Origin of the sequence: Viridibacillus arenosi (assembly GCF_001955655.1) — a bacterium.
GTDB lineage: Bacteria > Bacillota > Bacilli > Bacillales_A > Planococcaceae > Viridibacillus > Viridibacillus arenosi.
In genome coordinates, this window is sequence record NZ_MSPW01000003.1 from 269,930 (window position 1) to 296,659 (window position 26,730).

At 36.0% G+C, this 26,730-nt stretch carries 26 protein-coding genes, 1 pseudogene, 2 riboswitches and 1 other annotated feature; of the genes and pseudogenes, 6 read left to right on the plus strand and 21 right to left on the minus strand.

The genetic code is table 11. The annotated features are described in order from the left end of the window. Positions 1-18: 18 nt before the first annotated feature. Positions 19-1,392, minus strand: a complete 1,374-nt coding sequence (locus BK137_RS07925; protein ID WP_051448616.1) for an anthranilate synthase component I family protein — start codon at positions 1,390-1,392, stop codon at positions 19-21. A 74-nt stretch (positions 1,393-1,466) separates the two neighbouring features. Next, positions 1,467-1,710: a binding site (T-box leader), on the minus strand. Positions 1,711-1,982: 272 nt separating this feature from the next. On the opposite strand from BK137_RS07925, the gene BK137_RS22880 reads away from it, so the two are divergent. Continuing rightward, positions 1,983-2,081, plus strand: a complete 99-nt coding sequence (locus BK137_RS22880; protein WP_327192116.1) for a VOC family protein — start codon at positions 1,983-1,985, stop codon at positions 2,079-2,081. Between the two features lie 316 nt (positions 2,082-2,397). On the opposite strand, the gene BK137_RS07930 is transcribed toward BK137_RS22880, so the two are convergent. The 19 genes and pseudogenes from BK137_RS07930 to BK137_RS08020 all read right to left on the minus strand — a co-directional run bounded on the left by BK137_RS07930 (position 2,398) and on the right by BK137_RS08020 (position 21,444). After that, positions 2,398-3,483, minus strand: a complete 1,086-nt coding sequence (locus BK137_RS07930) for a helix-turn-helix transcriptional regulator (protein ID WP_038181539.1) — start codon at positions 3,481-3,483, stop codon at positions 2,398-2,400. Positions 3,484-3,806: 323 nt separating this feature from the next. Continuing rightward, positions 3,807-5,180 carry an MATE family efflux transporter gene (locus tag BK137_RS07935; protein WP_038181537.1) on the minus strand — a complete coding sequence of 458 codons (1,374 nt, stop codon included), beginning with the start codon at positions 5,178-5,180 and terminating at the stop codon, positions 3,807-3,809. A gap of 588 nt (positions 5,181-5,768) precedes the next feature. After that, positions 5,769-6,333, minus strand: a pseudogene (locus BK137_RS07940) (SDR family NAD(P)-dependent oxidoreductase); the annotation flags it as partial. Positions 6,334-6,552: 219 nt separating this feature from the next. Continuing rightward, the gene (locus BK137_RS07945) at positions 6,553-8,070 is read right to left on the minus strand and encodes a cobyric acid synthase (protein ID WP_038181534.1); all 1,518 of its coding nucleotides are present in this window, start codon (positions 8,068-8,070) and stop codon (positions 6,553-6,555) included. A gap of 11 nt (positions 8,071-8,081) precedes the next feature. Beyond that, positions 8,082-8,618, minus strand: coding sequence for a cob(I)yrinic acid a,c-diamide adenosyltransferase (locus BK137_RS07950; protein WP_038181532.1), 537 nt, complete (start codon positions 8,616-8,618; stop codon positions 8,082-8,084). Between the two features lie 21 nt (positions 8,619-8,639). Continuing rightward, on the minus strand, positions 8,640-9,203 hold the full coding sequence (locus BK137_RS07955) for a nitroreductase family protein (protein ID WP_038181530.1): 564 nt from the start codon (positions 9,201-9,203) through the stop codon (positions 8,640-8,642). Positions 9,204-9,248: 45 nt separating this feature from the next. Next, the gene (cobA, locus tag BK137_RS07960; RefSeq protein WP_038181527.1) at positions 9,249-10,019 is read right to left on the minus strand and encodes a uroporphyrinogen-III C-methyltransferase; all 771 of its coding nucleotides are present in this window, start codon (positions 10,017-10,019) and stop codon (positions 9,249-9,251) included. Next, a complete protein-coding gene (locus tag BK137_RS07965) occupies positions 10,010-10,675 on the minus strand; it encodes a precorrin-2 dehydrogenase/sirohydrochlorin ferrochelatase family protein (RefSeq protein WP_051448615.1) in 666 nt (221 codons plus the stop codon). The genes cobA and BK137_RS07965 overlap by 10 nt, the downstream gene beginning before the upstream one ends. Next, entirely contained in the window at positions 10,651-12,021 is a 1,371-nt protein-coding gene (locus BK137_RS07970; RefSeq protein WP_038181524.1) for a cobyrinic acid a,c-diamide synthase CobB, read from the minus strand. The genes BK137_RS07965 and BK137_RS07970 overlap by 25 nt, the downstream gene beginning before the upstream one ends. A gap of 65 nt (positions 12,022-12,086) precedes the next feature. Then, positions 12,087-13,214 carry a cobalt-precorrin 5A hydrolase gene (locus tag BK137_RS07975; RefSeq protein ID WP_038181522.1) on the minus strand — a complete coding sequence of 376 codons (1,128 nt, stop codon included), beginning with the start codon at positions 13,212-13,214 and terminating at the stop codon, positions 12,087-12,089. Continuing rightward, complete coding sequence (gene cobM / locus BK137_RS07980; protein ID WP_038181520.1) at positions 13,207-13,992, minus strand: precorrin-4 C(11)-methyltransferase; 786 nt, start codon at positions 13,990-13,992, stop codon at positions 13,207-13,209. Before cobM ends, BK137_RS07975 begins: the two co-directional genes overlap by 8 nt. After that, positions 13,992-14,699, minus strand: a complete 708-nt coding sequence (cobI, locus tag BK137_RS07985) for a precorrin-2 C(20)-methyltransferase (protein WP_038181518.1) — start codon at positions 14,697-14,699, stop codon at positions 13,992-13,994. The genes cobM and cobI overlap by 1 nt, the downstream gene beginning before the upstream one ends. Further along, a complete protein-coding gene (gene cbiE, locus BK137_RS07990) occupies positions 14,692-15,912 on the minus strand; it encodes a precorrin-6y C5,15-methyltransferase (decarboxylating) subunit CbiE (protein WP_081730041.1) in 1,221 nt (406 codons plus the stop codon). Before cbiE ends, cobI begins: the two co-directional genes overlap by 8 nt. Then, on the minus strand, positions 15,890-17,002 hold the full coding sequence (locus tag BK137_RS07995) for a cobalt-precorrin-5B (C(1))-methyltransferase (RefSeq protein WP_038181514.1): 1,113 nt from the start codon (positions 17,000-17,002) through the stop codon (positions 15,890-15,892). Before BK137_RS07995 ends, cbiE begins: the two co-directional genes overlap by 23 nt. Positions 17,003-17,004: 2 nt before the next feature. Beyond that, on the minus strand, positions 17,005-17,655 hold the full coding sequence (locus tag BK137_RS08000; RefSeq protein WP_038181511.1) for a precorrin-8X methylmutase: 651 nt from the start codon (positions 17,653-17,655) through the stop codon (positions 17,005-17,007). A 12-nt stretch (positions 17,656-17,667) separates the two neighbouring features. Continuing rightward, the gene (gene cobK / locus BK137_RS08005) at positions 17,668-18,438 is read right to left on the minus strand and encodes a precorrin-6A reductase (RefSeq protein ID WP_038181508.1); all 771 of its coding nucleotides are present in this window, start codon (positions 18,436-18,438) and stop codon (positions 17,668-17,670) included. After that, a complete protein-coding gene (locus BK137_RS08010; protein WP_038181505.1) occupies positions 18,435-19,355 on the minus strand; it encodes a sirohydrochlorin chelatase in 921 nt (306 codons plus the stop codon). The genes cobK and BK137_RS08010 overlap by 4 nt, the downstream gene beginning before the upstream one ends. A 21-nt stretch (positions 19,356-19,376) precedes the next feature. Continuing rightward, complete coding sequence (gene cobJ / locus BK137_RS08015; RefSeq protein ID WP_038181504.1) at positions 19,377-21,050, minus strand: precorrin-3B C(17)-methyltransferase; 1,674 nt, start codon at positions 21,048-21,050, stop codon at positions 19,377-19,379. 28 nt (positions 21,051-21,078) lie between these two features. Next, complete coding sequence (locus tag BK137_RS08020; protein WP_038181501.1) at positions 21,079-21,444, minus strand: (2Fe-2S) ferredoxin domain-containing protein; 366 nt, start codon at positions 21,442-21,444, stop codon at positions 21,079-21,081. 200 nt (positions 21,445-21,644) lie between these two features. Further along, positions 21,645-21,834: riboswitch (cobalamin riboswitch) on the minus strand. A 244-nt stretch (positions 21,835-22,078) separates the two neighbouring features. Further along, positions 22,079-22,262: riboswitch (cobalamin riboswitch) on the plus strand. A 201-nt stretch (positions 22,263-22,463) separates the two neighbouring features. On the opposite strand from BK137_RS08020, the gene BK137_RS08025 reads away from it, so the two are divergent. The 5 genes from BK137_RS08025 (at position 22,464) to BK137_RS21875 (ending at position 25,650) form a co-directional block, all read left to right on the plus strand. Then, positions 22,464-23,225, plus strand: coding sequence for an energy-coupling factor ABC transporter permease (locus tag BK137_RS08025; protein ID WP_038181498.1), 762 nt, complete (start codon positions 22,464-22,466; stop codon positions 23,223-23,225). Further along, positions 23,222-23,524, plus strand: a complete 303-nt coding sequence (locus tag BK137_RS08030; protein ID WP_038181494.1) for an energy-coupling factor ABC transporter substrate-binding protein — start codon at positions 23,222-23,224, stop codon at positions 23,522-23,524. Before BK137_RS08025 ends, BK137_RS08030 begins: the two co-directional genes overlap by 4 nt. Before the next feature lies 1 nt (position 23,525). Continuing rightward, positions 23,526-24,320 (plus strand): cobalt ECF transporter T component CbiQ, encoded by a 795-nt coding sequence (gene cbiQ, locus BK137_RS08035; RefSeq protein ID WP_038181491.1) that lies wholly within the window; start codon positions 23,526-23,528, stop codon positions 24,318-24,320. Continuing rightward, a complete protein-coding gene (locus BK137_RS08040; protein WP_038181485.1) occupies positions 24,313-25,161 on the plus strand; it encodes an energy-coupling factor ABC transporter ATP-binding protein in 849 nt (282 codons plus the stop codon). Before cbiQ ends, BK137_RS08040 begins: the two co-directional genes overlap by 8 nt. Before the next feature lie 342 nt (positions 25,162-25,503). Beyond that, positions 25,504-25,650 carry a TetR-like C-terminal domain-containing protein gene (locus BK137_RS21875; protein ID WP_143691030.1) on the plus strand — a complete coding sequence of 49 codons (147 nt, stop codon included), beginning with the start codon at positions 25,504-25,506 and terminating at the stop codon, positions 25,648-25,650. Between the two features lie 298 nt (positions 25,651-25,948). Here BK137_RS21875 and BK137_RS08045 read toward each other — a convergent pair whose 3' ends face one another. Next, positions 25,949-26,590, minus strand: a complete 642-nt coding sequence (locus BK137_RS08045; RefSeq protein WP_038181480.1) for an alpha/beta hydrolase — start codon at positions 26,588-26,590, stop codon at positions 25,949-25,951. Between the last annotated feature and the right edge of the window lie 140 nt (positions 26,591-26,730).

Here is a 26,730-nt window from a genome sequence, read left to right on the forward strand (position 1 = left end):
CACACTCCTCATGTAAGTTCATTCACCTTTGAAAGAGATTAATGACTTTGCCTTTGCTTCCGTCTCGTCAAACTCATTAGAAGGAATTGAATCTTTAACAATTCCTGCTCCTGCTTGAATATACGCTTTATTGTTTTTCACAAGCATAGATCGAATCGTAATAGCAAAATCTATATTTCCGTTAAAACCGATATAACCAATGGCTCCACCATATGTGCTTCTATGAGTTGTTTCAATTTCATCAATAATAGCCATTGCCAAGTGCTTTGGTTTTCCCGTCACCGTTCCTGTTGGGAATGTTGCTGAAAGGGCATCTAGAGCATGAAGTACTGGTGATAATTTGCCTTCGACATTTGACATGAGGTGCATGACGTGTTCAAATCGAATAACCTCCATGTAGTTTTTCACGCGTACTGTAGCAGGTGCACATATATGGGTTAATTCCTGTCTAGCCTCGTCAAGCAAAACATTATGCTCTGCAATTTCTTTCGGATCATTTAATAACTTTCTTGCTTGATGTTCATCTTCATCTATTGTTTGACCGCGACTAACAGTTCCCGCAATTGGATTTACCTTCACTATGTGATTGGTAACACTGACTACACATTCCGGTGAGGCACCGATTAAAATATGTTGATCAAATTCCACATAGTACATATAAGGTGAGGGGTTTTGTTTACGCAATTTTCGGTAAATTGAAAATGGATTTCCAGTCAAATCGGCAGCTAGCTGACGTGAAAGTACCACTTGCTCGACCTCACCGTTTTCTATATGTTGTAACGCTTGATTAACTTGCTTTTCAAATTTTTCTCTAGTCACATTGCTTTTAAATTTACTTAAATGGTAGTCTTCATCGATTATTTCATTGCCGGTCGAAATTTCCTGTGCAATAACTTCTAAATCTGGTATCTCTTGTTCTGGATTCACAGCAGTATGCAGAATGGTAACGATATCTTCAAAATAATCAAAAATGATAATTGTTTCATAGATTTGAAAATTCACATCTGGTAGATCCAACTTGTCATCTAATATAGAATCCATCTTTGCTGCACCGTACCCAATATAACCAACAGCCCCACCAGTAAAAGGAAAGGCAGATTTTTCTGTAATTCTAGGCATTAATCGTTTTAACTGAGTCAATAAATCACCCGTATACTCGTAGCTTTTACTTGTTGTGAATTGTTGTTCAATTAACTTTTGCCCACTACCACTATAAGATTTTAAAGGGTTCTCCCCAATAAACGAATATCGTCCTGATTCTTCGGATTTTGCTGAGCTTTCCAACAAAAATTTCCGTTGTCCTTTTAACCTATTAAATATTAATATTGGTGTTAATGTATCGCCTGCTAATTTCTTCACTGTCGTTCTATAACTTAATTTCTCTCTGCTCATAACTTAACCTCTCCTCTTCTCAACTCTTTATGAAAAATGCATAAAAAAAGTCCTCTCGAAAGGAAAATTCCTTTCAAGAGGACGATATTCACCGCGTTGCCACCTCAAGTTGAAGCATTTAATATGCTCCCACTTAGCGTATCAAAAAGATACTACCCATAACGTAGGTTAGGCGTCTATTAGTAATTAGAAGTAGGATCACTTCGGTTCTTAATAGCTCTCATAAGTCCATTCATATAGGAGATAGATCAGTTTTCACCTGCCACTGACTCTCTACACTACCACACCTATACTACTACTCTTACTCTTCAATTTCTCTGCTATGCTAATCTCAACTGTTCTAAAGGTGGTCTCGCTCCCGAAACCTGCTACCTATCCCGAACAAAATTGTTAAGCTTTATATTAAGCTTTGAAATCTGAAATGTCAAATGAAATTTAAAAGAATGCATCCACTGAAATAATTGTGATTTTCATTTTTTACTTTTATTAAAATATCAACGTAAATTATTTCACTTCCATTATAAAAAAAAGGATTAACAAATAAAATGTAGAATAGATTTTATAGCGTTAAAAAAGGAGTGATAAGTTATATGTTTGAAAGAATTGGCACTATAAGTTTTCCAATAAGTGATATTGAAAAATCTAGCACTTGGTATCAAAAATTATTAGGGTTTAAAGAAGTTTATTAAGCTGAATGCTCGAGTATTAAGTGTTGGAAATAGTGGCGTACCATTAACGATTGAGGCAGGAAATACTTCTCTTAAAAATCAAACTTATCCAATATTTTTCACAAAAGATATTAAAGCAACGCATAAGAAGTTAATGGAATATGGTGTAGATGTAGGGAGCTCAAAACTGAAGGAGTAAAGAACTTTTTTGAGTTTTTAAGATTTAGATAATAACAAATTACAAGTTTGTTATTGAAAATAGTATCAAACAGCTAAGTTATTATAGGCTTGGCTCTATTTCATTACATACCAAGCCTATTTAAGGATTATATCAACTTTATTCTTCTTTTATTCTTTTTATTATTTTTAAATATTGCACATCCCCTAAACCATAATTAGGAAACAGATGGAACAAGTTTTTCAGTAATTCACCCTGAGATATTTCTAGGTGTTTTTTTATGTAAGCTGTGATTTCATTATCTTCTTTTAAATAATCCAAATAAAGTTTAATACCTTGATAAGTGACAGGCAATACTTGAACTTTTGGTAGTTGATGTTGGATCAATACTTGTTGATATATTTCTTTGTAACCTTCTGGCATTACTTCAATCTCTTCTACATCATAGGTCAATTCATTAACCATATGGAAGAATACCTTTCCTCTATAGTTCACCTGGTCTAAATATGCCAGTATTGTTAGTAAGTTCATCTGACAGAACATGTCCTCACCAAACCATAAAACGATGCATTTGTATTGATTTACAAAAAGAGGTTTTAAAGAGTTAGTGGTAATATTCTCATAATCTTGTAAAGACACTTCATGTCCTAAAGCTCTTAACTTTTTAAATTCATCACTGAATATTGTATAACATGTATCATTTGAACACATAGCTTCATTAAAAGGAACATAATCACTTTTCCCCATTAACTGATGTTTAGAAAATTCCTCATACATCACCTGCCCATTTAAGATATTCAAAATATCTTTGTCGAATTGCTCATTCATTTTATTTTGTAAATTTTCAATCTTTAACTTCTGTGAAATATCCATCATTAAACCTCCCTTTGTGCCATTCATATTAAGTTTCACATAAGACTGTAGTGGTGAAGGATTTTTTCTAAAAGCATTTGGACTGATACCAAAAGTAGTTTTAAATGCTCTTGAAAAAGCCTCCTGAGATGAAAAACCATATTTGAATGCAATATCAATTGTTTTTTGTTCTGTTTTTTCAAGTTCAATGGCAGCTAGGTATATCTTTCTAAGTGCCCTATATCTTTTAATACTAATACCTGCCATTCGATGAAATGAAAAAGAACAGTAATAGGGTGAATAACCCATATCATTACCTAAGTTCTTTAATGAAAAATCATCAAATAAATGTTCCTCAATCCAGTCAATCATCTCCTGAATCATATTGTTCATCCTCCACTTCTGCATTTATTATAAGCGAAATGGAAAGTGATGTTTTGATATAAGTTGTGTTTACTTGTTATTTTTAATGCTAAATTGAACCGATGTGGATGCATTTTTATCAGCAAAAATTCATATAGATTCTTTACTTTTTTTATTTATCTTAGTGGCTTGTTTTTGTTTTTTTATATAGACTAGCGAGGTTTATATTTTATTAATTAATTGTCGTATATGATTATCAAGTTAAAGATTCTTATATTATTTATATAGATACTTAAAGGACCAAGAGCGATTTTATGCTCCTGGTCCTTTAGTCAATTTGTTATTTTCCCAATTTATTGAAACATGGTATTTAATGTTTTCTTTTTCCAGAATAATTGTTGATACATAGATTGAACTATGAAATTGACGATAAAGGCCATAGGATAACCTATCCATATACCATTTAACCCTAGTGTTGTGTTATGTGAAAGGAAATAAGCTACTGGTACTTCAATAATCCAAATACTAGAGATTGTAAAAATAGTCGGCCATAAAACAGTACCGGTTGCTCTCATTGTTGCTGAGATAGACTGTGTATGCCCCAATATAACATAGCTCCAAAATGAAATAAGAATTAGGTTATGTGCGATATCAATTGCTTCACCATTATCTAAAAATATTTTTAAAATTGGATTTGATAGCAAATAGACAATTAATATGAGCAATCCACCAAGAAGATAATTCAGTTTAATTCCTATTTTTTCTATTTTCTTTATTTTAGAAATATCCCCTGATCCAACAGACTGTGCTACAAATACAGATATCGCAATTGAAATGCTAATTGCAGGTATTTGTACATAGCTCGCAATTTGATTGGCAACACCATATGCTGCTGTTGCATTTGAACCATAACTATTCACAAAGGTTATAACTGCAATTTCTGACATCGCCATCGCTACCATACTTATACTTGAAGGTAGCGCTAATTTTAACAATGCTTTCAAAACTGCGCCTTTCAAATGAAAATGACGAAGAATCATTCGGTCTAATTTAAGAATGTGATTACTCTTATGCAGGTAGCCTATCAGAAGCACTAATGAGATTAGACTTGATAATACAGCAGCATAAGCCGCACCATTTAATCCGTATTCAGGTAACCCAAACCAGCCAAAAATAAGTATAGGTAGTAAAAGAAGATTTAAAATTACACTTATGATTAAAAAATAAAATGGTGTTTTGGAATCACCTACACCTCTCATAAATGTTGTATACACCATATTTATGAAAGTAATAGGTAATGTAATAAATAGAATTTGAGCATATTCTACACTTTCACCAATAATATTCTTGGGTGTTCCCATCCATTTAAGAATTTCACCCGTAAAGACACTTCCAAAAATAGCACCAACAACTGAAATCACAATCGTAAAAGCTAATGTGACTCCAACGATTTCCTTCAATTTCGTCATATTTCCCCCACCATAAGATTGCCCAATTAAAATCGAACTTCCTGAGCCTATCCCAACCGCAAAGGTGATAAGGAAAAAGAAGAGTGGAAAGAATGCAGAAAGTGCTGCTAAAGAATCCACTCCTAGTGTTTGCCCAACGATAATAATCCCGAAAACTTGGCCTAATGATTGAATAATACTAGCCAAAATCACAGGAGTAAGAAAAGCTATCATAGGCTTAGATATTGATATTGTTTTATTTTCAAAAAGTTCATTCATATAATACTAACTCCTTTATTAAAAAGAACAATAATGATAAAACTCACTTTTAAAGTACTTATTTGTTCCATCAAAATACTCTTCTTCGTTTTTTAAAAATCTTAAAGTACTGTAACTCAAAATCCTCATAACTAAGATTCATTTACTTAAATTCCAACCAATTATTAATATTGCTTGTTCTTGTTTAGTCATTCTATATTCAAGACCCCCTCTTTATTATGTTTCGTCAATCAATCTACTTATCCAAACAATAGTTAACTCTATTTACAAATAAACAAACGATATACAATTACGTTTATCTAATAACAAACATAATAGTATATCGTTTGTCATTAGTCAATATTCCTTAGTGACTTTCTCTTGTTTTTTCTTATTAGACTAGCAAGGTGTGTATTTATTTCCGAAAATGTCTGAATATAATAAAAGAAAAATGTTATAAGTATTTATATAGACAAAAATAAGACCAAGAGCGATTTTATGCCCTTGGTCATTATTAAATATCTATTTTGTATTTTAAGCCGTATATTCACTGATTTTAAGGTACAAATCCTTTGAAACTTGGTATCTATTATTAAAGCTTGTATAAAGTTTCACCATTTCCGTTAATGTAAAACCAGGAGCGACAGCATTGACGTTTATGCCTTTGCGACCAAGTTCCTTTGCCCAAGATTTAGTCATGCCAATAATACCTGCTTTAGCAGCTGCATAATTTGTTTGTCCAACATTGCCATACACACCGCTAACGGAAGTCGTATTAATAATTTTTCCATACTGATTCGCTACCATATGCAATGCTACTTCCTGCGTACAATGAAAGACACCATTTAAATTTACATTTAATACTTCTTGGAAATCTGTTTCAGTCATTTTTGTCAGCATCGCATCTCTCGTAATACCTGCATTATTTATTAAGATATCTATACGCCCAAATCGATCTATCGTTTTTTGAACCATTGCCTTAACACTTTCCCACATCCACTTCTATAAATAGTACTCGTTCTGCATTAAGTGTTTTTACAGCTTCTTCACCAGCCCATTTAGCATAGTCCGCTATCACCACCGATGCACCTTCATCAAGAAATCGTGTTACTGTTGCATAACCAATTCCATTCGCACCACCTGTTATAATGGCTACTTCTCCTTTTAAACGCATTTGATCAACCCCCTAATGGATTCATTTGAAATTTCTTTACAAAACTACCGTAACCAGTTGCTAATTGTATTGTGATTTCATAGTTTCCTTTATAGTAATTGATTCGACAATGACTCCAAAACTCCTTTGATTCCCTACATATCATCAGTTTTTTTATAAAGTCAAAAAAATTCCGAGCAGTCTCCTATTACCTATTTGAGACTGCTCGGAATTTATTATTTATATAGTTGAGGGTGATGTAAGTTTCATGATTTCATATACTTTTTCCATATCGGTATGCTTTTTTACATGCTCCGCAAGTAACTGATAAGCATCTTCACGGCGTTGTGCATCGGTTTTAACCTCTTCTGAAATAGCAGGTAAACCCTTTTCAATTCTTAAGGCATTTACTATTTCACGAGTATATTCTCGGTTATTAAAAATTCCATGGAAATATGTGCCGATAACACGCCCATCCGATGATACTGCCCCATCTAAACGGCTATCATGTAGTTTTAAAAAGGCCATTGTATTGGAATCGTGTATTTCAGTTTGACCTAGATGTATTTCAAAGCCAGTTAGCTCTTGTCCATTAGACAATAAATTTCCAGTCATTTGTTTCGTTTTCTTTGAAGTATTGAAAACCGTGGTGACTGGTAATAACCCTAATCCTTCAGAATTACGTCCATCACCTTCTACTGCTTCAGGATCTAACAATTGATCCCCTAGCATTTGGAATCCTCCACAAATACCGAAAATACGTGTCCCTTTTGCACGAAGCTTTTGAATCGCTTCCACAAAACCTTCATCTCGAAGCCATTGTAAATCATCTACAGTGTTTTTCGTGCCCGGTAATATCAGTAAATCCGGTGTACCAAGTTCACTTAATGACCGTACTAATCGAACGCCTACTTCTGGTTCATCAAAAAATGGGTCTACATCAGTGAAATTCGAAATTCTTGGTAAACGAATCATCGCTACATCGATAGCAAACTCTTGTTGTTTTGGTTTTTTAAATCGAAGTGATGATAAAGCCAATGAATCCTCTGCTTCAATATTAATTTCTATGTAAGGTACCACTGCTAACACTGGAATACCAGTTGCTTTTTCTAACCACTCAATACCATCATCTAATAACTCACGCATACCTCTAAATTTATTAATAATAATACCTTTTACACGTTTGCGCTCAGCTTCATCTAATAATGTGAGTGTGCCAATTATAGATGCAAATACACCACCACGATCAATATCAGCAACAAGAATAACAGCTGCGTCTGCTAGATGTGCCATCCGCATATTAGCAATATCTCGATCTTTTAGATTAATCTCAGCTGGGCTACCCGCTCCCTCTAAAACGATTATTTCATATTCGTCTTGAAGCTTGCGTACTGACTTTTCAACTATTGGCATTGCTTCTTGAACAAAGTCGTTGCGATATGAAGTAGCTGTCATATCTAGGAAGTGCTTACCATGCACAATAACTTCAGATACCATATCTTGCTTTGGTTTTAATAAGATTGGATTCATATCTGTCGTTGCAATAACTCTTGCTGCCTCAGCCTGCACGCCTTGTGCTCGACCAATTTCTCCTCCATCAATTGTAACGAAAGAATTCAGCGCCATATTCTGTGATTTAAACGGAACAACTTTGAATCCTTCATCTGAAAAAATACGACAAAAAGCAGTACAAATCATACTCTTTCCAACGTCAGATGCTGTTCCTTGTATCATTAACGCCTTTGTGGTCAAATTCATTCCCTCTTTCCTTAGAATTCTAATCCTTTAACTGCTGGAATACCTTCATCGTAATAATGTTTAGTCGCATCAATTGTAGAAACTAAATCTGCAAATTGGACTAGTTCCTGTTTTGCACTTCGTCCAGTAACAACCAGGTGCATTGTTTTTGGTCGATTTTGAATAGCTTCAATTACTTCTTGAAGTGGTAACACATCATCAATAGGGAATTTCGTAATTGACAATGCATTATTAAGCTCATCTAATACGAGTAAATCAATAGTTGGATCTTCAAGGGCTTCCTTTGCTTTTGTCCAAGCTAATTGTAATGCATGTCTATGTTCTTCTGGTGTTTTAGTCCAAGTAAAACCAATACCCATTTGTTCCATTTCAACACCCAATTTTCGAAGGGCCAATGCCTCTCCGTAAGTACGTTCTGGAGATTTTATAAATTGCATATACCTGACATTTAGACCACGACCTACTGCTCGTAGCGTTACTCCTAGTGATGCAGTTGTTTTACCTTTGCCATCCCCAGTATACATCAAAAATAGTCCTTGACGTGCCATTTAAATACCCCCTAATTTTCTTTATAACCACTTAGTTTTTTCTTCGTAAGAAGTACGTTTTGTAGGTGAGACTTCACGACCTTCTTCTGGATAACCAATAAAAACTGTACCAATCACTTTTTCATTTTCAGGAGAACCGATAAAATTTATCATACGATCATCATGTACTAAACCCACACCTCGTGTACGCCATACAAATCCTAACCCTAATTCTTTGGCAGCTAACCACATCGAATGAATAGCACAGCACACGGCAAATATATTATCCTCTGAATCATCAGGTTTATCTGGTATTTGATCCGCTGTTACAACAATGGCAACAGGTGTTGTTGTAACGACTTTTAAAGAGCTCTCAACTAAATGAGGTTTTGTAGGGAAACGTTCTTGTAAATAAGCTTCCGCCATTTCCTCATAACGAGTCATTGCTTCACCTTGGATTACATAAAAATTCCAAGGTTCGCGTAAGCGATCATTTGGGGCGAAAGTTGCAGCCTCTAGTAATTGTTCAATTTTCTCTTTTTCAACAGGCTTGTCCTCATAGTTACGGATAGCACGTCGCTCTTTTAAAATTTCTAAAATAGACATTTATTTATCTCCTTTTCATTACTCTCTATAACAGTTCACTATATCTTATAGCACGACAGCAGAAAGTTGTTTTTCATACCATTTAATTTTATCTCGCATTTGCACAACCTCACCAACTAATACCATCGATGGGTTATGGTATCCTTCGCTTACGACTAAATCATGAATATTTTCTAATGTCCCAGTTAATGTTCTTTGTTGATCTGTTGTTCCCCATTCTATAACTGCCACAGGTGTTTTTACATCTTTTCCATGGGCAATCAATTGAGAGCTTATATAAGCTAAATTACCGACGCTCATATAAAAGGCAATCGTATCGATTCCTTTTGCCAAAGCATCCCAGTTCAAATGGTCTTGTCCTTTATCTTCTCTACCATGTCCAGTGACAATTGCAAAGCTAGAAGCATATTCACGATGAGTAACCGGAATTCCTGCATAAGCAGGTGCAGCTATTCCTGCAGTAATACCAGGTATAATCTCGTATTCAATACCTTGTTCGGCTAGTACCTCCGCTTCTTCTGCTCCTCGACCAAAAACACAAGGGTCTCCGCCTTTTAATCTTGTAACCGTTTTTCCCTCTAATGCTTTTGAAACTAATAAATCATGAATTTGGTCTTGAATTAGGTGATGCTTCCCTGGTGACTTTCCACAGAAAATCAGTTCTGCATCCTTTTTAGCATGTTCAAGTAATTTCGGATTAACTAGTCTATCGTATGCAATAACATCAGCCTTTTGAATACATTCCAATCCATAGACTGTTATTAGTCTTGGATCACCTGGACCTGCACCTACTAAATACACTTTTCCTACTGCCATGGCGCAATCCCCCTTTGTAAATAATGTTGAAATAGCTTATCACGTTCGGCTATTTTACCTTCTTTCGTTAAGGTTAAAAATTCCGGCAGTAAAAGAGCTTCTAATATTTGCTTCTTTCTTATTTCATCTATCACATTCGTTAATACTTCCGTACGTGCACTTTGCAAAAATGCGACATACTCTTCGTAGTAGTCATCAAATTGAAGAGTTAAATCATCTTTTACTTTCTTTGCTAAGCCAGGATTGGCACCAGCCGTTGAAACTGCAATTGTTAAATCCCCTCGTCTCAATGTAGCAGGTACAATAAAATTACTACTAACTGCGTCATCGACTATATTCAAAAGTTGATGTGACATAGTACATTCTTTTACTTTTGCATTAACAGCTGGATGATTCGTTGCAGCAATAATGCAAAAAGCATCTTCTAAATCAGAAGCTTCAAATGACTTTTGAAACCATGTAATGAGATCATTTCGCCATTTTTCTTGCAGTTTTTCATGTAGAACTGGGCTAATGACAGTAACAATGGCTCCGGCATTTAATAGTGATGTTACTTTCCGATTTGCCACTTTGCCTCCACCAATGACGACACAATATTTACCCTTCAACTGAAGCATGATTGGATAATATGTCATTGTTGTTGATGTCTCACACATGCATTCACCCACTGCTCTACTAATTCAGGGTTTGATGCGAAATGGAAATGCGTATATCCAGCAACTAAATTCCCGTTTAAATAACCTTCTGCCTTTTTACCAAAACGCCCTGTTGTTTCATAAGCTGGTTGAATTTCCTCTAAAGCTGTAAAAGTGGAGTAATGGAACTCATGCCCTTTAGCCATTTGATTTTCACCAATTATGAAGTTACTTGGAGTGCCGGTAATATCACGATACCCTAGTGCAGCAAGCTTTTCTTGCATTTGTACAGCGCCAGGAATGATACCAGTCATTGGATATGTATTGCCTTTTGTATCTGTAATAGAATCTGTTAAATACATAAATCCACCACATTCTGCTAAGGTAGGCATACCACTTTTCACTGCCTGTCGTATTGAATGTTTGACAGCTTCTTGTTTTGAAAGCTCAGCCGCAAATTCTTCTGGGAATCCCCCTCCTATGTATAGTCCATCCACATTTTCTGGTACTACTTCACCATTTAGTGGTGAGAAGAAAACAAGTGATGCACCGTATGCTCTTAATAACTCTAGATTTTCTTCATAATAAAAATTAAAAGCAGCATCCTTTGCCACAGCAATTGTTACGCCTCTATCATGTCGTTGGTCAAATAATCCACTAGAGAAATGCGCAATTTCAGAGGTTTTTGCCAATTCATAAATGCGATCTATATCGACGGTTTCTGAAATGAGGAATGCAAGTTGGTCAAAGAATGGATTCAATTCACCACGTTCAATAGCAGGTATCAAACCTAATTGTCGACTTGGAATATCAATACCATTTTCACGTTTTAAATATCCTAGTACAGGAATACCACACTCTTGTTCAATGGCGGCCTTAACTATTTTATAGTGATTTACACTACCAACTTGATTGGCAATGACCCCTATAATATTTGGCGTATCCGAAAGTATTTGGAATCCTTTAACGATGGCTGCTACACTACGGGCCATACTGGCACAATTAACGATGAGTAATACGGGACTATCCGTTATGACACTTATTTCAGCTGTGGAACCGGCATCATTTAATGGGCTTTTACCATCATAAAACCCCATTACGCCTTCAATAATGGAAATATCTGCTCCTGAACTCGCACGGACTAGCATTTCCTTAACAGTTTCATGATCAAACATCCAGCTATCTAGATTACGAGAAGTACGGCCGGTTACCGCTGTGTGATATGAGGGATCTATATAATCTGGACCACATTTGAATCCTTGCACTTGATAACCTTTCTTTTGCAAAGCAGCCATTATCCCAATTGTAAAAGTCGTTTTTCCAACGCCACTTCCTGTTCCTGCAATTACTAGTCTTCTTGAACTCATCACTTATCCCCCCGAGATTGCAATTAAAACCGGCATAAACAACCGGTTTTAATTAGCAATTGATACTATTCATCATGTGAAATGACGGCAACTGAAATAGTTGTGTTACCTGATTTTTTCTTAACTAAAGCTAAATCATCTGAACCAGTATATAAGCGAACTGCTGGTTCACTTACACCATAAGCACCTGTATATTTGAACACAGTATCTGATGGTGCTTCGATTGTGGCAATATTCAATTCAGTTGGAGTGTAGTACTTAAAATCCCATCCATATTTTGCAACAGTTTGAAGGAAACCTTGCTCATCTTTTTTTAAATCGATTGTACATAGTGCTTTGACACTTTTAATCGAAATTTGAAGTTCTTGCAAAGTTTCCAAAATAACTTGTTCAATCTCTTCTGAAGATGTTCCGCGATTACAGCCCATTCCGATTACGACATTCTGCGGACGATAAACAACGCCATTTTCTAATATGGCTTCTTCAGCTTTTGTTAGCAATCGGTGCGTAATGATTAATGCCCCTTTTGGCTTTGCATCTAGAGCCTTTGTAATGCTCGGATATTGTTTGATGTTTTCTGGCATAGGTGTTTGTAGATGCCACCAGTTTTTCTCACCAGACTCTTGTACAATCGCAACAGGTTCCTCATTTACTACAGATGCACTTACAGGCGTTAATTTATCTGCAGAATCCCAAACCCAGCCAAAGCGAGCACCGAAAAGGTCTACTGGAATTGTTTTTTGAACATCTGATGCAGTTGTAATAACTGCACGAGCATTTAAAGCAGAAGCTACTTCGTGTGTTAATTCATTTGCTCCACCTAAATGACCTGATAGAACACTGATGACATTTTCCGCACGGTCATCAATGACGACAACTGCAGGATCTGTCTTTTTATCTACTAAAATAGGTGCAATCATACGTACTACAGCACCAAGTGAAATTATCATGATGATACCTTTATATTGTTTGAACAGTGTTGGTAACAACATGCGTACACTTCCTGTAAATAGTTGAATATGCTTTTGTTGTTCATCACCTTGTTCAAATTTACTCATATAGTATACGTCTGAGTGTACAAATGATTGATGTAGATTACGTGCTGTTTGTACACCGTGCTTCGTTATAGCAACAATGGCATATTGATTATGTTGAACTACAATCGGTTCAATTCCTTCTTGTAATTCAATCATTGAGGTTCACACCTTTTCGGAATCCGTGAGTAAATGTTGCATCGTATAATTTTGAGCGGTACTCATCTTTATCATGAATATTAGGATCAAGCGCCCAACCTGCTAAAATCATAGCATGCTTACGAATACCATTTTTTCGCATATCTTCATCTAGATTAATAAGCGTTGTACGGACGATTTTTTGATCTGGCCAAGAAGCTCTTTGTATTACGGCAATTGGCGTATCATCGCTCCAACCAGCTGCTTGGAGTTCTTTGACAATTTTCTTTGTTAAAGTAGCACTCAAAAATAATGCAATCGTACAATGGTGGCTTGCTAAATCACGAAGTTTTTCAAATTCAGGTACTGGAGTACGGCCCTCTGCACGAGTTAAAATGAGTGTTTGTGTTAAATCTGGAATTGTTAACTCAGCACCTATAGCAGCAGCTGAAGCGAAAACCGAACTGACTCCTGGAATAACTTCTGCATGAATATCTTCCTTTTTCAGTAATGCCAGTTGTTCCATTGTCGCACCGTACATTGCAGGATCACCTGTATGGATGCGTGCTAGTGTTTTACCAGCATTCACTCGGTCAACTATGACGGCGACCATTTCTTCTAAATGCATACCTGCTGTTTTAATTACTTCAGCTTCTGGTTTTGCTTTTGCAATAAGCTCATCATTTACTAGTGAATCTGTATACATCACTACATCTGCAGTTTGTAAAATATTTAAGCCTTTTACTGTGATTAAATCTGGATCTCCAGGGCCTGCCCCAACTATGTATATTTTTTTCATTATTTGCGCACCACCATTAATGTTAAGTATTCTAGCTCTGCATCTTCTAATTCATCCATTGACCAAATGACTTCCTCATCAGAGGTAACCTTTGTCACGACAGAAGCCTTATCAAATAGATTTAAATCCTTTAACACGCGAATCATTAAATCCATTACTTTGGCTACTTTAATGAATACGACAGCATCATGATCTTCAAGTGCTTTTTTCATGGCATCATAATCATCAGTAGCTGGAATAATCGCAACATGGTCATCTCCATCTGCAAGTGCAATACCTAAACGTGAAGCTGAACCGTTGAAAGATGAAATACCAGGAACTGTTTTAATCTCTATTTCTGGGTGCAATTCTTGCATCAACTTCATCATATGGATGAATGTACTATAGAGTAGAGGATCGCCTTCAGTTACAAATGCAACATCTTTGCCTTCTTGTAATTTTTCATATACTAGTTCCACTGCTTTATTCCACTCTCGATCAAGAATCTCTTGGTCCTTTGTCATTGGGAAAACAAGTCCAAGCATATCTTTTTCGCCTGGACGGATATATACATCAACAATGCGTTGTGCATAGCTTTTACTTCCTTTACGTTTTCGCGGATAAGCGATAACTGGTGATTCCTGAATCACACGGAATGCCTTAACTGTTATAAGTTCAGGATCTCCAGGACCTACTCCTAGACCATATAAAGTACCGAAATTACTCATGGATGTCTTCCTTTCGTTTTGCCGTAATAATATAGATTGGATTCAAAGGTACAAATCGTTTCATACCTAAAATTGGTTTACTTCTTGAAATTTGTGCATGCATAATTGATGTTTCAAAACCAAACTCATCGAATGCTTCATTCGCTCGGTATAAATTTTCGATGGTCGCAGCATTTAAAACAATTCTTCCACCTTCAGTTAAACGCTCACAACATACTCTCAATAGATCCTTCATGTTACCACCTGTACCACCGATGAAAATGGCGTCTGGATTCGGGAATGTTTCAAGTCCCTCAGGCGCTTTTCCGTGAACCGCTGTTAAATCGGTACGGAATTTACGTTGATTTTGTAGACAATTTTCAAGATCACCTTCATTTTTTTCAATCGCAAATACTTGTCCTTCTGGTGCCAGCTTCGCAGATTCAATAGCCATGGAGCCCGTACATGTACCAATATCCCAAACGATACTACTACTCGTTAATTGCATAGCATATAAACTTAAAACTCGAATCTCTTTTTTCGTAATCAGCCCTTTATCGGGTTTACGTTGTGAAAATTCTTCGTCATCAATGCCTAATGTCCATTTTGGGCTTTGTCCAACTTTTTTTAGAATGACAACATTTAATGAAGAGAACTCGAGATTTTTCATGTCCTCTAATTCATACCAGCCGTATTTTTCGTCTTCACCTTGAATATTTTCTGCAACATAAGCTCGGTATTCTGTCATGCCAAAGGATAATAAATATTCTGCGATTTTACTCGGGCTATTATCAGAATCCGTTAACAATGCGATTTTCGATTTGCCATCGATTTTTTGTGCCAAGCCCTTCATACTGCGTCCATGAACACTTATTAAATAAGCATCTTGCCAACTCTCACCCATTTTTGAAAAAGCTAATTGAATGGAACTAAAGTATGGGTAAACTTCGATATCTATTTTGCTAGTTAAATAACCTCCTAGACCATAAAATAATGGGTCCCCTGATGCTAAAACAACTGTTTTACGCTTTTCATTTTTCAACTGTTCTACTAAAGGTTTCAATCCGCCTTTTACGACAATTTTTTCACCAGAATAGTGAGGAAAGAATTCAAGTAGTCTTTCTCCGCCTACCAATACTTCACTATCTTCAATCCACGATACGTATTGAGGTAATAAACTTTCTAGTCCGTTATCACCAATTCCGATCAATTTAATCGATTGAGTCAATGCCATCAGACCTCCCTAATAATTGTCCTTTCATGGAATAAATTGCTGTGTCCATGATAAGGCCTCCACGCACATGATTGAGAGAAGCTGTACAACAAGCTTCACATAAATGATTAAAAAACTGGTCAAAACCTGCTTCCATCATCATCTCACCAACTTGAGAAGCCGTATTTGCTCCCACCACTTCTTGCACTAGTTCGTCTGGTGCTCCTACGTCTTTCGCAAGTTTTGCCATAAATTCAAAATTGATGGCAGCACTTTTCGAGTGCACCATCATGACACCTTGAGCAACTTTCGAAAATTTCCCCATCATGCCTACTAACGACACTCTTTTAATACCTAAACGTTTACAATGTTTAAGTGCAAAACCGACAAAATCACCCATCTCAATGAAAGCTTCCTCAGAAAGTCCTTCATATTGTTGCATGCCATATTTTTCACTTCGCCCACCTGTTGTCAACACGACATGTTCGCAGCCCATAGCAACTGCTACACTAATCGCCTGGACAATACTTGCCATATAAGCAGAACTAGAAAACGGTACAACGGTTCCTCTAGTACCTAATATAGAAATACCACCGATAATTCCGAGTCGACCATTTAACGTTTTTTTTGCAATTTCTTCTCCATCTGGAACAGAAATGACAACCTTTACTCCACGGTCAATTTGAAATTCATCTAGCGTTTCTTGGACGGTAGTGTTCAACATTTTCCTTGGGACTGGATTAATAGCTGCTTCTCCAACAGGAACAGGAAGACCCGGCTTGGTCACTCGTCCCACGCCGACTCCTCCATCTAAAATTATTCCAGGTTGATCGCCCCAGCTGACAGTAGAAATAATCAATGCTTTATGTGTTGCATCTGGATCATCTCCGGCATCCTTTATCGTTTCACAACTTACTGAATTTCCTTCAAATGTATTTTTTTCAATAGTAAATGTCGCATCTCGGCCCACCGGCAAATGGATCGTTGCTGTTTCTTGTGCTTCACCAGTAATAAGAGCCGTTAAAGCTGCTTTCGTTACTGCTGTTGCACAAGCGCCTGTTGTATAGCCATGACGCATTTGCGATGGATCTTTTTTCTCTTTCTTTTGCATCGTTAAGCCTGATCAGCTAATAGTGAAATGGCATTAAGTGCCGCAACAGTTACGGTACTACCACCTTTACGTCCAAGGTTTGTAATAAACGGTACTTCTGTGATTTTAGCTAATTCTTCTTTCGATTCTGCAGCAGATACAAATCCAACAGGCATTCCGATTATTAAATCCGGTTTTACTACACCTTCTTTAATTAAGCGAATCAATTCTAATAATGCAGTTGGTGCATTTCCAATTGCATAAATACCACCTTCATGTAAATGAGCAGCTTTTTGCATTGACATAATAGCACGTGTAGCACCTGCCTCTTTAGCAGCTTTCGAAACATCTTCATCAGAAATATAGCAATATACATCTCCACCGTGTTTTTGGAATCGCTTATGTCCGGTACCACTTTCAATCATTTGCACATCAGCGATAACTGCTTTACCAGAACGAATAGCTCTAATACCCGCTTCAATCGCATCTGGATGAATAATTACTGAGCGACCTAAATCGAAATCCGCTGAAGCATGAATAATACGACGAATGATTTTCCATTCATCTTCCGTAAAATCATGTGGACCATATTCCTCTAAAATAGTTGCAAAACTATGTTCGTAAATTTTATCTGGATCGACTGTTAAAGGTTTAAAATCTGTTCTAAAATCCATTCTTGTTACCTCCTAAATTTGGGAAAGTTGAGTTTGTAATGCTTGAATAACATCAATAAAAGTAGAATGCACATTTTCATAAGCTACTTTCGGTCTTGCAATCATAATTGTTTCAATTCCACATTCCAGAGCTGCTGTTAATTTTTCATCAACTGAACCTACTTTGCCACTTTCTTTTGTAATCATTAAAGTGACACCGTATTGCTTATAAAGAGCTAAATTAAGCTCTTTTGAAAATGGACCTTGAATAGCAACGATATTCTTTTGTTCTACACCAAGCTCTGCGCATTTTTCCATATTGTCTAAACGTGGTAGCATACGGGCAATGACTCTTGTATCCTCTAATCCTAATAACTTCTCAGTAAATGTACCAAGTGTTTTACTGCCAGTTGTCAGCATGATGACACCGCGTTTTTTAGCCGCCAGATTTGCCGCTTCCTCGTAGTTTTTTACTAAGATTAATTTGTCATTTTCGAATTGCTGACTTTCACGTTCATAGCGGATATATGGAACACTTGCTAATCTTGCACCTTCTAGTGCATTTTTTGATGCCTCTTCTGCAAATGGATGAGATGCATCTACTACAGCTTGTAAGTTTTTTGATTGAATAAATCGAGCCATATCTTCAGCTGTTAGACGACCAATATGCGTTTCTATATTTGCTTCAACTAAACTTTTTGCAGCTGATTCAGTGACAACAGTTGCAAAAACTGGGTATCCAGTTTGTTGTAACTCTATCGCCAATGCTCTGGCATCGCTCGTACCTGCTAAAAACAAAATCATTTTGCAGTACCAGCATGTTCGTGATCGTGTTCATGGTGGTGATGGTCATGATCGTGGTGATGATGGCCGTGGTCGTGGTCATGATCATGGTCATGATGGTGATGATGCTCTACAAATTCCATTGCATTGATACGGTATTGGCAAGTATCACAGTTCATTTTCACATTACCTTGAAGTGATTCTTCAACTCGATCTGCTAATACTGTTTTTAGTTCAGCGTGGTAACCAAAGTAAGACGCTAATTTTACTTCTAATTCAGGGTACTTAGTTTGGTAACTTAAGACCATTTGTTCCATACGTTCCATCAGAATACCTGTGAATAGGAAGTAAGGCAGCATAATTACTTTTTTAGCTCCTAACTGCTGACATCTTTCAATACCTTCCTCAACTGTTGGGTAAGTTACACCCATAAATGCACATTCTACTGTACGAACATTTAACTGTTCCCAAAGCATACGGGCAATTTTATAAAAGTCGCTATTAGCATCTGGGTCACTACCACCACGTGCGATTAATAAAATAGCTGTATCTTTATTTTCCGCTTCATGATTGAAACCGGCATCTGTTAAACGTTCTTTTAAAATTGAGAAAATGGATTCATGTACACCTAGTGGACGACCATATGTAATTTGTACAGTAGGATATTTTTCTTTACCTTCATCAATCGCTGCTGGAATATGAATTTTCGAATGTCCTGCTTGCAATAAAATAATCGGAATAACATGGATTTCTGTAGCACCTTTAACGACACAGTTATCAATCCCTTGTGCAATGTTTGGTGATGCAAATTCTAAAAAACAAGATTCCACTAGTAATTGACCATCTAATGTTGGCTTTAATTGCTCTACAAATTTATTAACCTCTGCATTACCCTCTGCTAAACGACTACCATGCCCGACGAATAAAATAGCTTTCATAAATATAGTTCCCCCTAAGTTTTAATCCCCGCAAGGAGCAGGTTCAATTTCAATTTTCGGTGACATATCTTGATAGTTAAATCCTTGAATTCGCTTCACACGTTTGAAGTATTTGAACAAGCGCTCGTTCGGATGTGCATTTTGACGATATTCTTCAACGATATTACTGACAACTTCTACAATCTTTTCTGGCTCAATGCCCTCTGCAACTGGTTGTCCTGGGTGAGCCGTTCTACCAACTGGCTTCGCACCTACAAAAAGATCAAATTTACCTTTTCGATAGACGATTCCGACGTCTTCCATTACAGCTTTATAACATGCCATACCACAGCCATTAAAACCGATATTAAATTCTTTAGGCATGTTCAGACCTCCAAGTTTTTCTTGAAGTTCCTCAGCATAAGGAATTCCGCCCGTTTTGTCACCATCACAGAAATCACATGCTTTTATTGTGACAACATCACCAACTGGTGACAGAATAAAGTTTGCATCTTGCAGTCTAGCTGTAATAAAATCTGGCTTTGTTGTTGGGATTTTCAAAAGAATATTATGGTTTGGTGTATATTCCATCGTGCCTTTATCTCCAACTACATCAGCTAATGTCATCATTTGTTTTGGTGTAAACCTTTTATTTGCAACCCCAGGGCTTACGGCTAATTCGAAAATAGATTCCATTTCTTGCTGTACAAAAGTAGTTTGAGTTTCCACTTGCTGACCCGTTACACGAGTTAATGCATCTAATGCCATTTCAAATGAGCCAATTTTAGGTTTTGGTTCTGTTTTTACAACTGACGGTTGCTTAGCTCTTACTAAAGCAGGTGCACTATCAATAATTTGACTACGCTGAATGCCGGTTTCTTGGTCCATTGCCCACGGTTCTGCCTCTTCTTTCAAACGTTGATGTGGTTTTAGTGGTTGTTTTTCAGCATTCAATGTGTATTTTCTTTGGTAACCACGAGGCGTAATCATTTTATTATCATACAAAAATGTCGATGAATTACCGATGACAACTGTCGTTAACATACCAATATCATGATTTAACATATCTTTTAAATTAGTGATGATGATATTTTGTCGATCACGATAAGCGCTTTTCACTAAACCTACTGGTGTTTCAGGTGAACGATACTGTAATAAAATACGTTGCGTTTCGACAATTTGTCGTGTACGACGACCACTCCGTGGGTTGTAAAGAGCTATTACAAAATCCGCCATTGCCGCAGCTTCCACACGTTTTGCTATTAAATCCCATGGAGTTAGGTGGTCACTTAAGCTGATCGTACATGAATCATGCATGACCGGTGCGCCAAGTAAAGAAGCACAAGAGTTAATAGCGGAAATGCCAGGAATAACTTCAATTTCAACACCGGTTGCTTCTGTCCATCCCTTTTCTATTAACACTTCATAAACTAGTCCGGCCATACCGTACACACCTGAGTCACCACTTGAAATGACCGCTACTTTTTTACCATTTTCAGCTTGTCTTACGGCTTCTTGAGCCCGAGAAACTTCTTCAGTCATACCGGTACTGATGACAGATGTATTACTATCAATTAGATCTTGAATGAGTTCAACGTACGTTTTATAACCGATAATAAAATCACTTTCTTGCAGTGCTTCAACTGCCCTAGTTGTAATATGTTTAAAATCTCCTGGACCAAAACCAACTACATAAAGTTTGCCAAGTTGCGACATTCAAACATCTCCTTTTCGTTACATCTAACTATTTGTTTTTCGAAATACCTTTAATCGCTCCTGATGTAGGGTTTTTCGTCATGTTGCCATTTAATGTTTGGTAGACGACATGAGGTGCAACTTGCTGATCCATACATTCGCGAACAATTTGACGGCCAATTTCAGGAGATTCTGCTTGATACCAAGTACCTTGTGGATACGCAATAACGACACAGGCATCTTTGCAACGTCCATTACAGCGAGTTCGAGTTGTATGTATTTGTTCGTCAACCCCAAGCCTAGCAATCTCATCCCTTACTGCCAGCGTTACTTCTTCGCCGCCCTTTTTCAAACAGCTACTACCATTACAAATGAGCAAATGGCTTTTCATTCTTTCTAAATTCCAAGTTGTCATCGTGATCCTCCCATACTGTGTTCATCATTTTTTATGAAAAATCTATGGAAATAGGGTAAATTGGCAACTAGTTATTTATTTTGGTAAATAAAAAAACCTTAATTCAAAGAATTAAGGTTTAAAAACTAGATTATTCAGACAACACATCAAAATAAATAAGCATCGTCCACTGTAGCCTTCACCTTTCCCTCCGAAAAGTATCGTTCATAATTATAAAAGCAGGTTTCCTGGCTTACGCGTCACTTTACTTTGATCTCTTCCCAGTATTTTACCAGTGAGTGTTATCATTTCATCAGCGTTACAGTAGCGGGGGCTGCATCGGATTCTAACCGATTTCCCTATTATCCTACATGTTCAATAAACCAAACATGTCGGCACTTTTAAATTTGATATTCAATTGTATTATTCAGTAAATTCTAAATCTGTAACTATCATATACTAAATTTTACTAGATTCAAATAGATTTTTTTATGAATATTATCTTGACATAATTTAAATTCTACATTTACACCTATATAAAGTTATTAAAAACAGTTATATCTACCTTACTACTCAATTTCAATATTTTTGAAAATTCCATAAAAAAATCTAGTAGAAAGAAAATTCTCATGATACACTATATTCTGAAATCAAACAATTCAATAAACTTTATGGTGTTAAATTAGCGTTTAACTTAAAAGGGAAGTCGGTGTTAATCCGACGCGGTCCCGCCACTGTGTTGAGGAGTTTTGCTACATTATGTCACTGTCAATAGACGGGAAGGCTGTAGCAAAATGAGGATTCTAAGCCAGGAGACCTGCCATAAAGTGAGGAACTGTTTCAACCTACGAGGATGGGTGTGAAAGTGAGTAAGTCTTATTTTTTGATGACTTTTCCTTCACGCACTTCTTTCTATGAAAGAAGTGCTTTTTTATTTACAAACTGGCTGTACGCCCTATCCAGAGAGGTATTTCATAGGAGGTGTTATTTGTATATAACTGTATATCTAGTAAAAATACATAAATAAAAGGGAGAATAATATGAATAAGTTAAAATCAATATTTAACTGGAAAATGATTTATTTTTTAGCATTTGTCATGATTGTTCCAAATCAAGCATTTGCCATGCACATTATGGAGGGATTCTTACCTGTAGAATGGGCTATCTTCTGGTGGGCAGTAACAATTCCATTTTTGATAATTGGATTCCGTTCAATACGTAAAACAATTAAGGAAAATCCAGATACTAAAATGATGCTTGGCTTATCTGGTGCTTTTGCTTTTGTTTTATCCGCACTTAAAATCCCATCTGTAACTGGTAGTTGTTCTCACCCTACTGGTGTAGGTTTAGGAACTGTATTATTTGGGCCATTTGCAATGAGTATTGTAGGTTTTATTGTTCTTTTATTCCAATCATTGCTTTTAGCTCATGGTGGCTTAACAACACTTGGTGCTAACGCATTTTCAATGGCAGTCGTTGGTCCACTAATTGCTTACGCTGTTTACAAAGGGGCTTCTAAAGCAGGTTTATCCTTTGCATTTGCTGTATTTTTGGCTGCAACTTTAGGTGATCTTGGTACTTACCTTGTCACTTCTATTCAATTAGCACTTGCATTCCCTTCTGAAATCGGTGGAATCTCTGCCTCTTTCACTAAATTTAGTAGTATTTTTGCTTTAACGCAAATTCCTTTAGCTATTTCTGAAGGTATTTTAACTGTGGTCATTATGAATTTCTTAAAAAAATACAACGTAGCTGAGCTAAAAGCACTTCGCGTCTTCACAAAAGGAGCTGAACAACGATGAAAAAGAATTTAATACTAATCTCAATCGTTGTCATTCTTGCTATTTTCCCTCTTTTCATTCAAAAAGGGGCTGAATTTGGAGGAGCTGATGGTGAAGCTGAAGCTGCCATTGGCGAAATTAATGCTTCGTATGAGCCTTGGTTCTCAAGTATTTGGGAGCCACCAAGTGGTGAAATCGAAAGTCTATTATTCTGCCTTCAAGCAGCCATTGGTGCTGGTTTTATCGGTTACTTTGTTGGTCTAACAAGAGGTAAATACAAACGCAAAGATAATGTGAATAACAAAGAGGGTCAAATATAAGATGCTTCTTATTGATAAATATGCTTATATGAATCGTTGGCAGCATATTCATCCAATAGAAAAAATGGTATTCACCTTTTTTCTGATGTTATTTTCGTTAACTGTGAAAGATACACTTGTATCACTCATCACATTCACTGTGATGAGTGCTTTTACAATTTTAGGTGCGAAAATTCCTTTTAAATATTATTTCAAGTTATTATTAGTGCCTAGTTTTTTCCTATTATCGAGTATGCTTACAATATTAATTTCAGTTTCAAGCAATCATAGCTTAAGCCCCTCTTCACTTTGGACAACTGAATTTTTAGGATTTCATATTTTTATTACAGAAAATAGTGTAGAGACAGCAATCCAATTATTTTTTACAGTGCTAAGTAGTATTAGTTGCTTATATTTCTTAACATTGACTACACCCATCCATGATATTTTACATGTATTACGTAAGCTGAAAGTACCAGCATTATTAATCGAATTAACTGAAATAACATATCGCTTCATTTTCGTTTTTTTAGAAACATCACTTAAAATTCATCAAGCACAAAATTCTCGTCTTGGTTATTTTACTGTGAAACAAAGTATCCACTCATTAGGTTTACTTGTTTCCACTTTATTTGTCCATGTATTTCAACGTTCTAAAGAATTAATAATTGCAATGAATTCTCGGTGCTATACGGAAGATATAAAATTATTAGAGGGTGAGTATTCATTTTCTAAAAGAAACTGGGTATTAATTGGACTCATTTCTTTTAGCATTGTCTCTGTTTATATTCAGTTTGGAGGAAGTCTAAATGGATGAGCTTTTTTTTGACATACAACATCTTACTCATAGTTATCAAGATGGGACGATTGCATTAAACGAGCTTTCTCTTTCTATAAAAAAAGGTAAGAAAATTGCACTACTCGGTAATAACGGAGCTGGTAAATCTACATTATTTCAGCATTTAAATGGGATATTGCAACCCACTTCAGGTGAGATATATTTTAAAGGAGAACGGATGGAGTATGGGCGCAAATCTTTATTACAGTTACGAGAGCAAGTAGGCATCGTATTTCAAGATCCAGATTCTCAATTATTTTCTGGCACTGTAAAACAGGATATCTCGTTTGGTCCAATTAATCTTGGCTGGTCTAAAGAAAAAGTAGTTGAACAAGTTGACTGGGCGATGCAAGAAACTGAAGTTATCACCCTACAACAAAAACCAATTCATTTTTTAAGTTTAGGACAGAAAAAACGTGTTTCTATTGCTGGAGTTTTAGCAATGAATCCCGATGTCTTAATATTAGATGAACCATCTGCAGGTCTCGATGCATATTATTCTAAACAAATCATGTCACTTTTAAATACGATTCATAAACCGCATAAAACTATTATTTTATCGACACATGATGTGCATTTTGCGTATGAATGGGCTGATGAGATCATTGTCATGAGTGATGGACAAATTCTATATCATGGTGATCCTGTCTCCGTTTTTAAACAACCTAACTTACTTTCAAAAGCTCATCTTGAGAAGCCATGGGTATTTGAAACGGCAGAGCAATTACTGCAAAACGGCATGTTAGCAATTGATGTCCCCTTCCCTCGAAATAGGGAGCAATTATTTCAACAATTTAAGGCAGACAAAACAGTAAAGTAACAATTATTATTCTTAAACCATACTAGTATTTTTCTAGTATGGTTTTTATTTTCTCTTAGACACTGGATTTTGATCTTATCTATATAGATTACCGAGGTTTATATTTAATCAATATTTATTCATACGATAATATTAAAGTTATTACTATTTACAATTAATATAGAAATAAACAAAGCCACGAGCGACTTTTTACCATGGCTTTGTTTATTTTTCTTCTATTTAATTTTTTGCTTGTTCTAAAGTGGTTTTTTCTATTTAGTATCCGCTTTTTTTTATACTAAAAATCAGCCAGCACCTTTTTTAATAGAATTATCTGAATATATAAAAGAAAATTCCGACTTCATGAATGTCATTCTTGGTCCAACTTCTGCTCATTTAGGAGTTATTCAACAATGGTTAGATAGTGATATGAAACAAACACCCTATGAAATATCATTAATACTTTTCAATTTGACGGTTCAAGGACCTAGATCTTCTATTGGACTCTGAATTAAAGGCAGGATTATAAACTTTTCATCTTTTTATCAAAAGCAAACAGTCAGTTGATGAGATTGTAATGGCAGCTGGCTGTTTCTTCAAATACATGCTTTACAGGAATCTCAGCTAATTTCATCTTAATTGCCTTCATTTTCATTTATTCTAGATAACTGGTTCTTGTCCCCATAGAAAAAACACCTCCACGTTGATTTTTAGAAGTAGGATACCCAATTTTTCAACGAAAGGTGTTTTTATTTGTCTCATTTTTCTATGTCAGTACATAATTTTTCTCGTAGCATTTAAAATATAGTTAAGAAATTTGTTCTTTTAAGAAAGTGACTAAGTCTAAGTGATTAGCTGGTGTAACACCATGTCCGTCTGGATAGCTCTTAAACGTGACAGCTGCACCTAATGACTCAAAGAAGTCCTTACTTTCAAGACCCCATTGATGCGGTAGAACATAATCATATTCACCATGAGAGATGAAAATTGGCATATGTTCCACTGATTGTTTATGATATTCGTTTTTCACAAAATCAGGAATATAACCACTTAAAGCGACAACTGCTGTCAACTTATCGCCTAAAACAAATGCTAGTGACTGTGCTAAAATAGCTCCTTGGCTGAAGCCCATTAATACAACTTTCTCTACATCAATATTATAAACGAAAGAAGCTTCATCTATAAATTCTCGGATAAAATGTACTACTTTATCAAAAACTGGACGATCTGGTTCCCCTATATCTTGAATTGTAAAGAAGGCATAACCAGGTTTATGTGTAATAGGGCCACGCAAACTAAAAATATGACAACTATCTTTAAATTCAGCTACTAATCCAGGTAAATCTTGCTCATTACTCCCCATTCCATGTAATAAGAAAATGGCTGGGTATTTTTTAGATGGATCCATATTTTTTGGTTCTGTATGAATAAATGTAAAAGGTGAGTTCATTAATTGTCTTCCCTTCGAGATAAACTATATTTATAATAGCATAAAGTATGCTTTGTTGGTGCTCACCTTTAGATTTTAATAGAAAATGGTCTTTACTTATAAAGAGTATCTACAAAAAAAGAAAATGCCCTATGCTATTT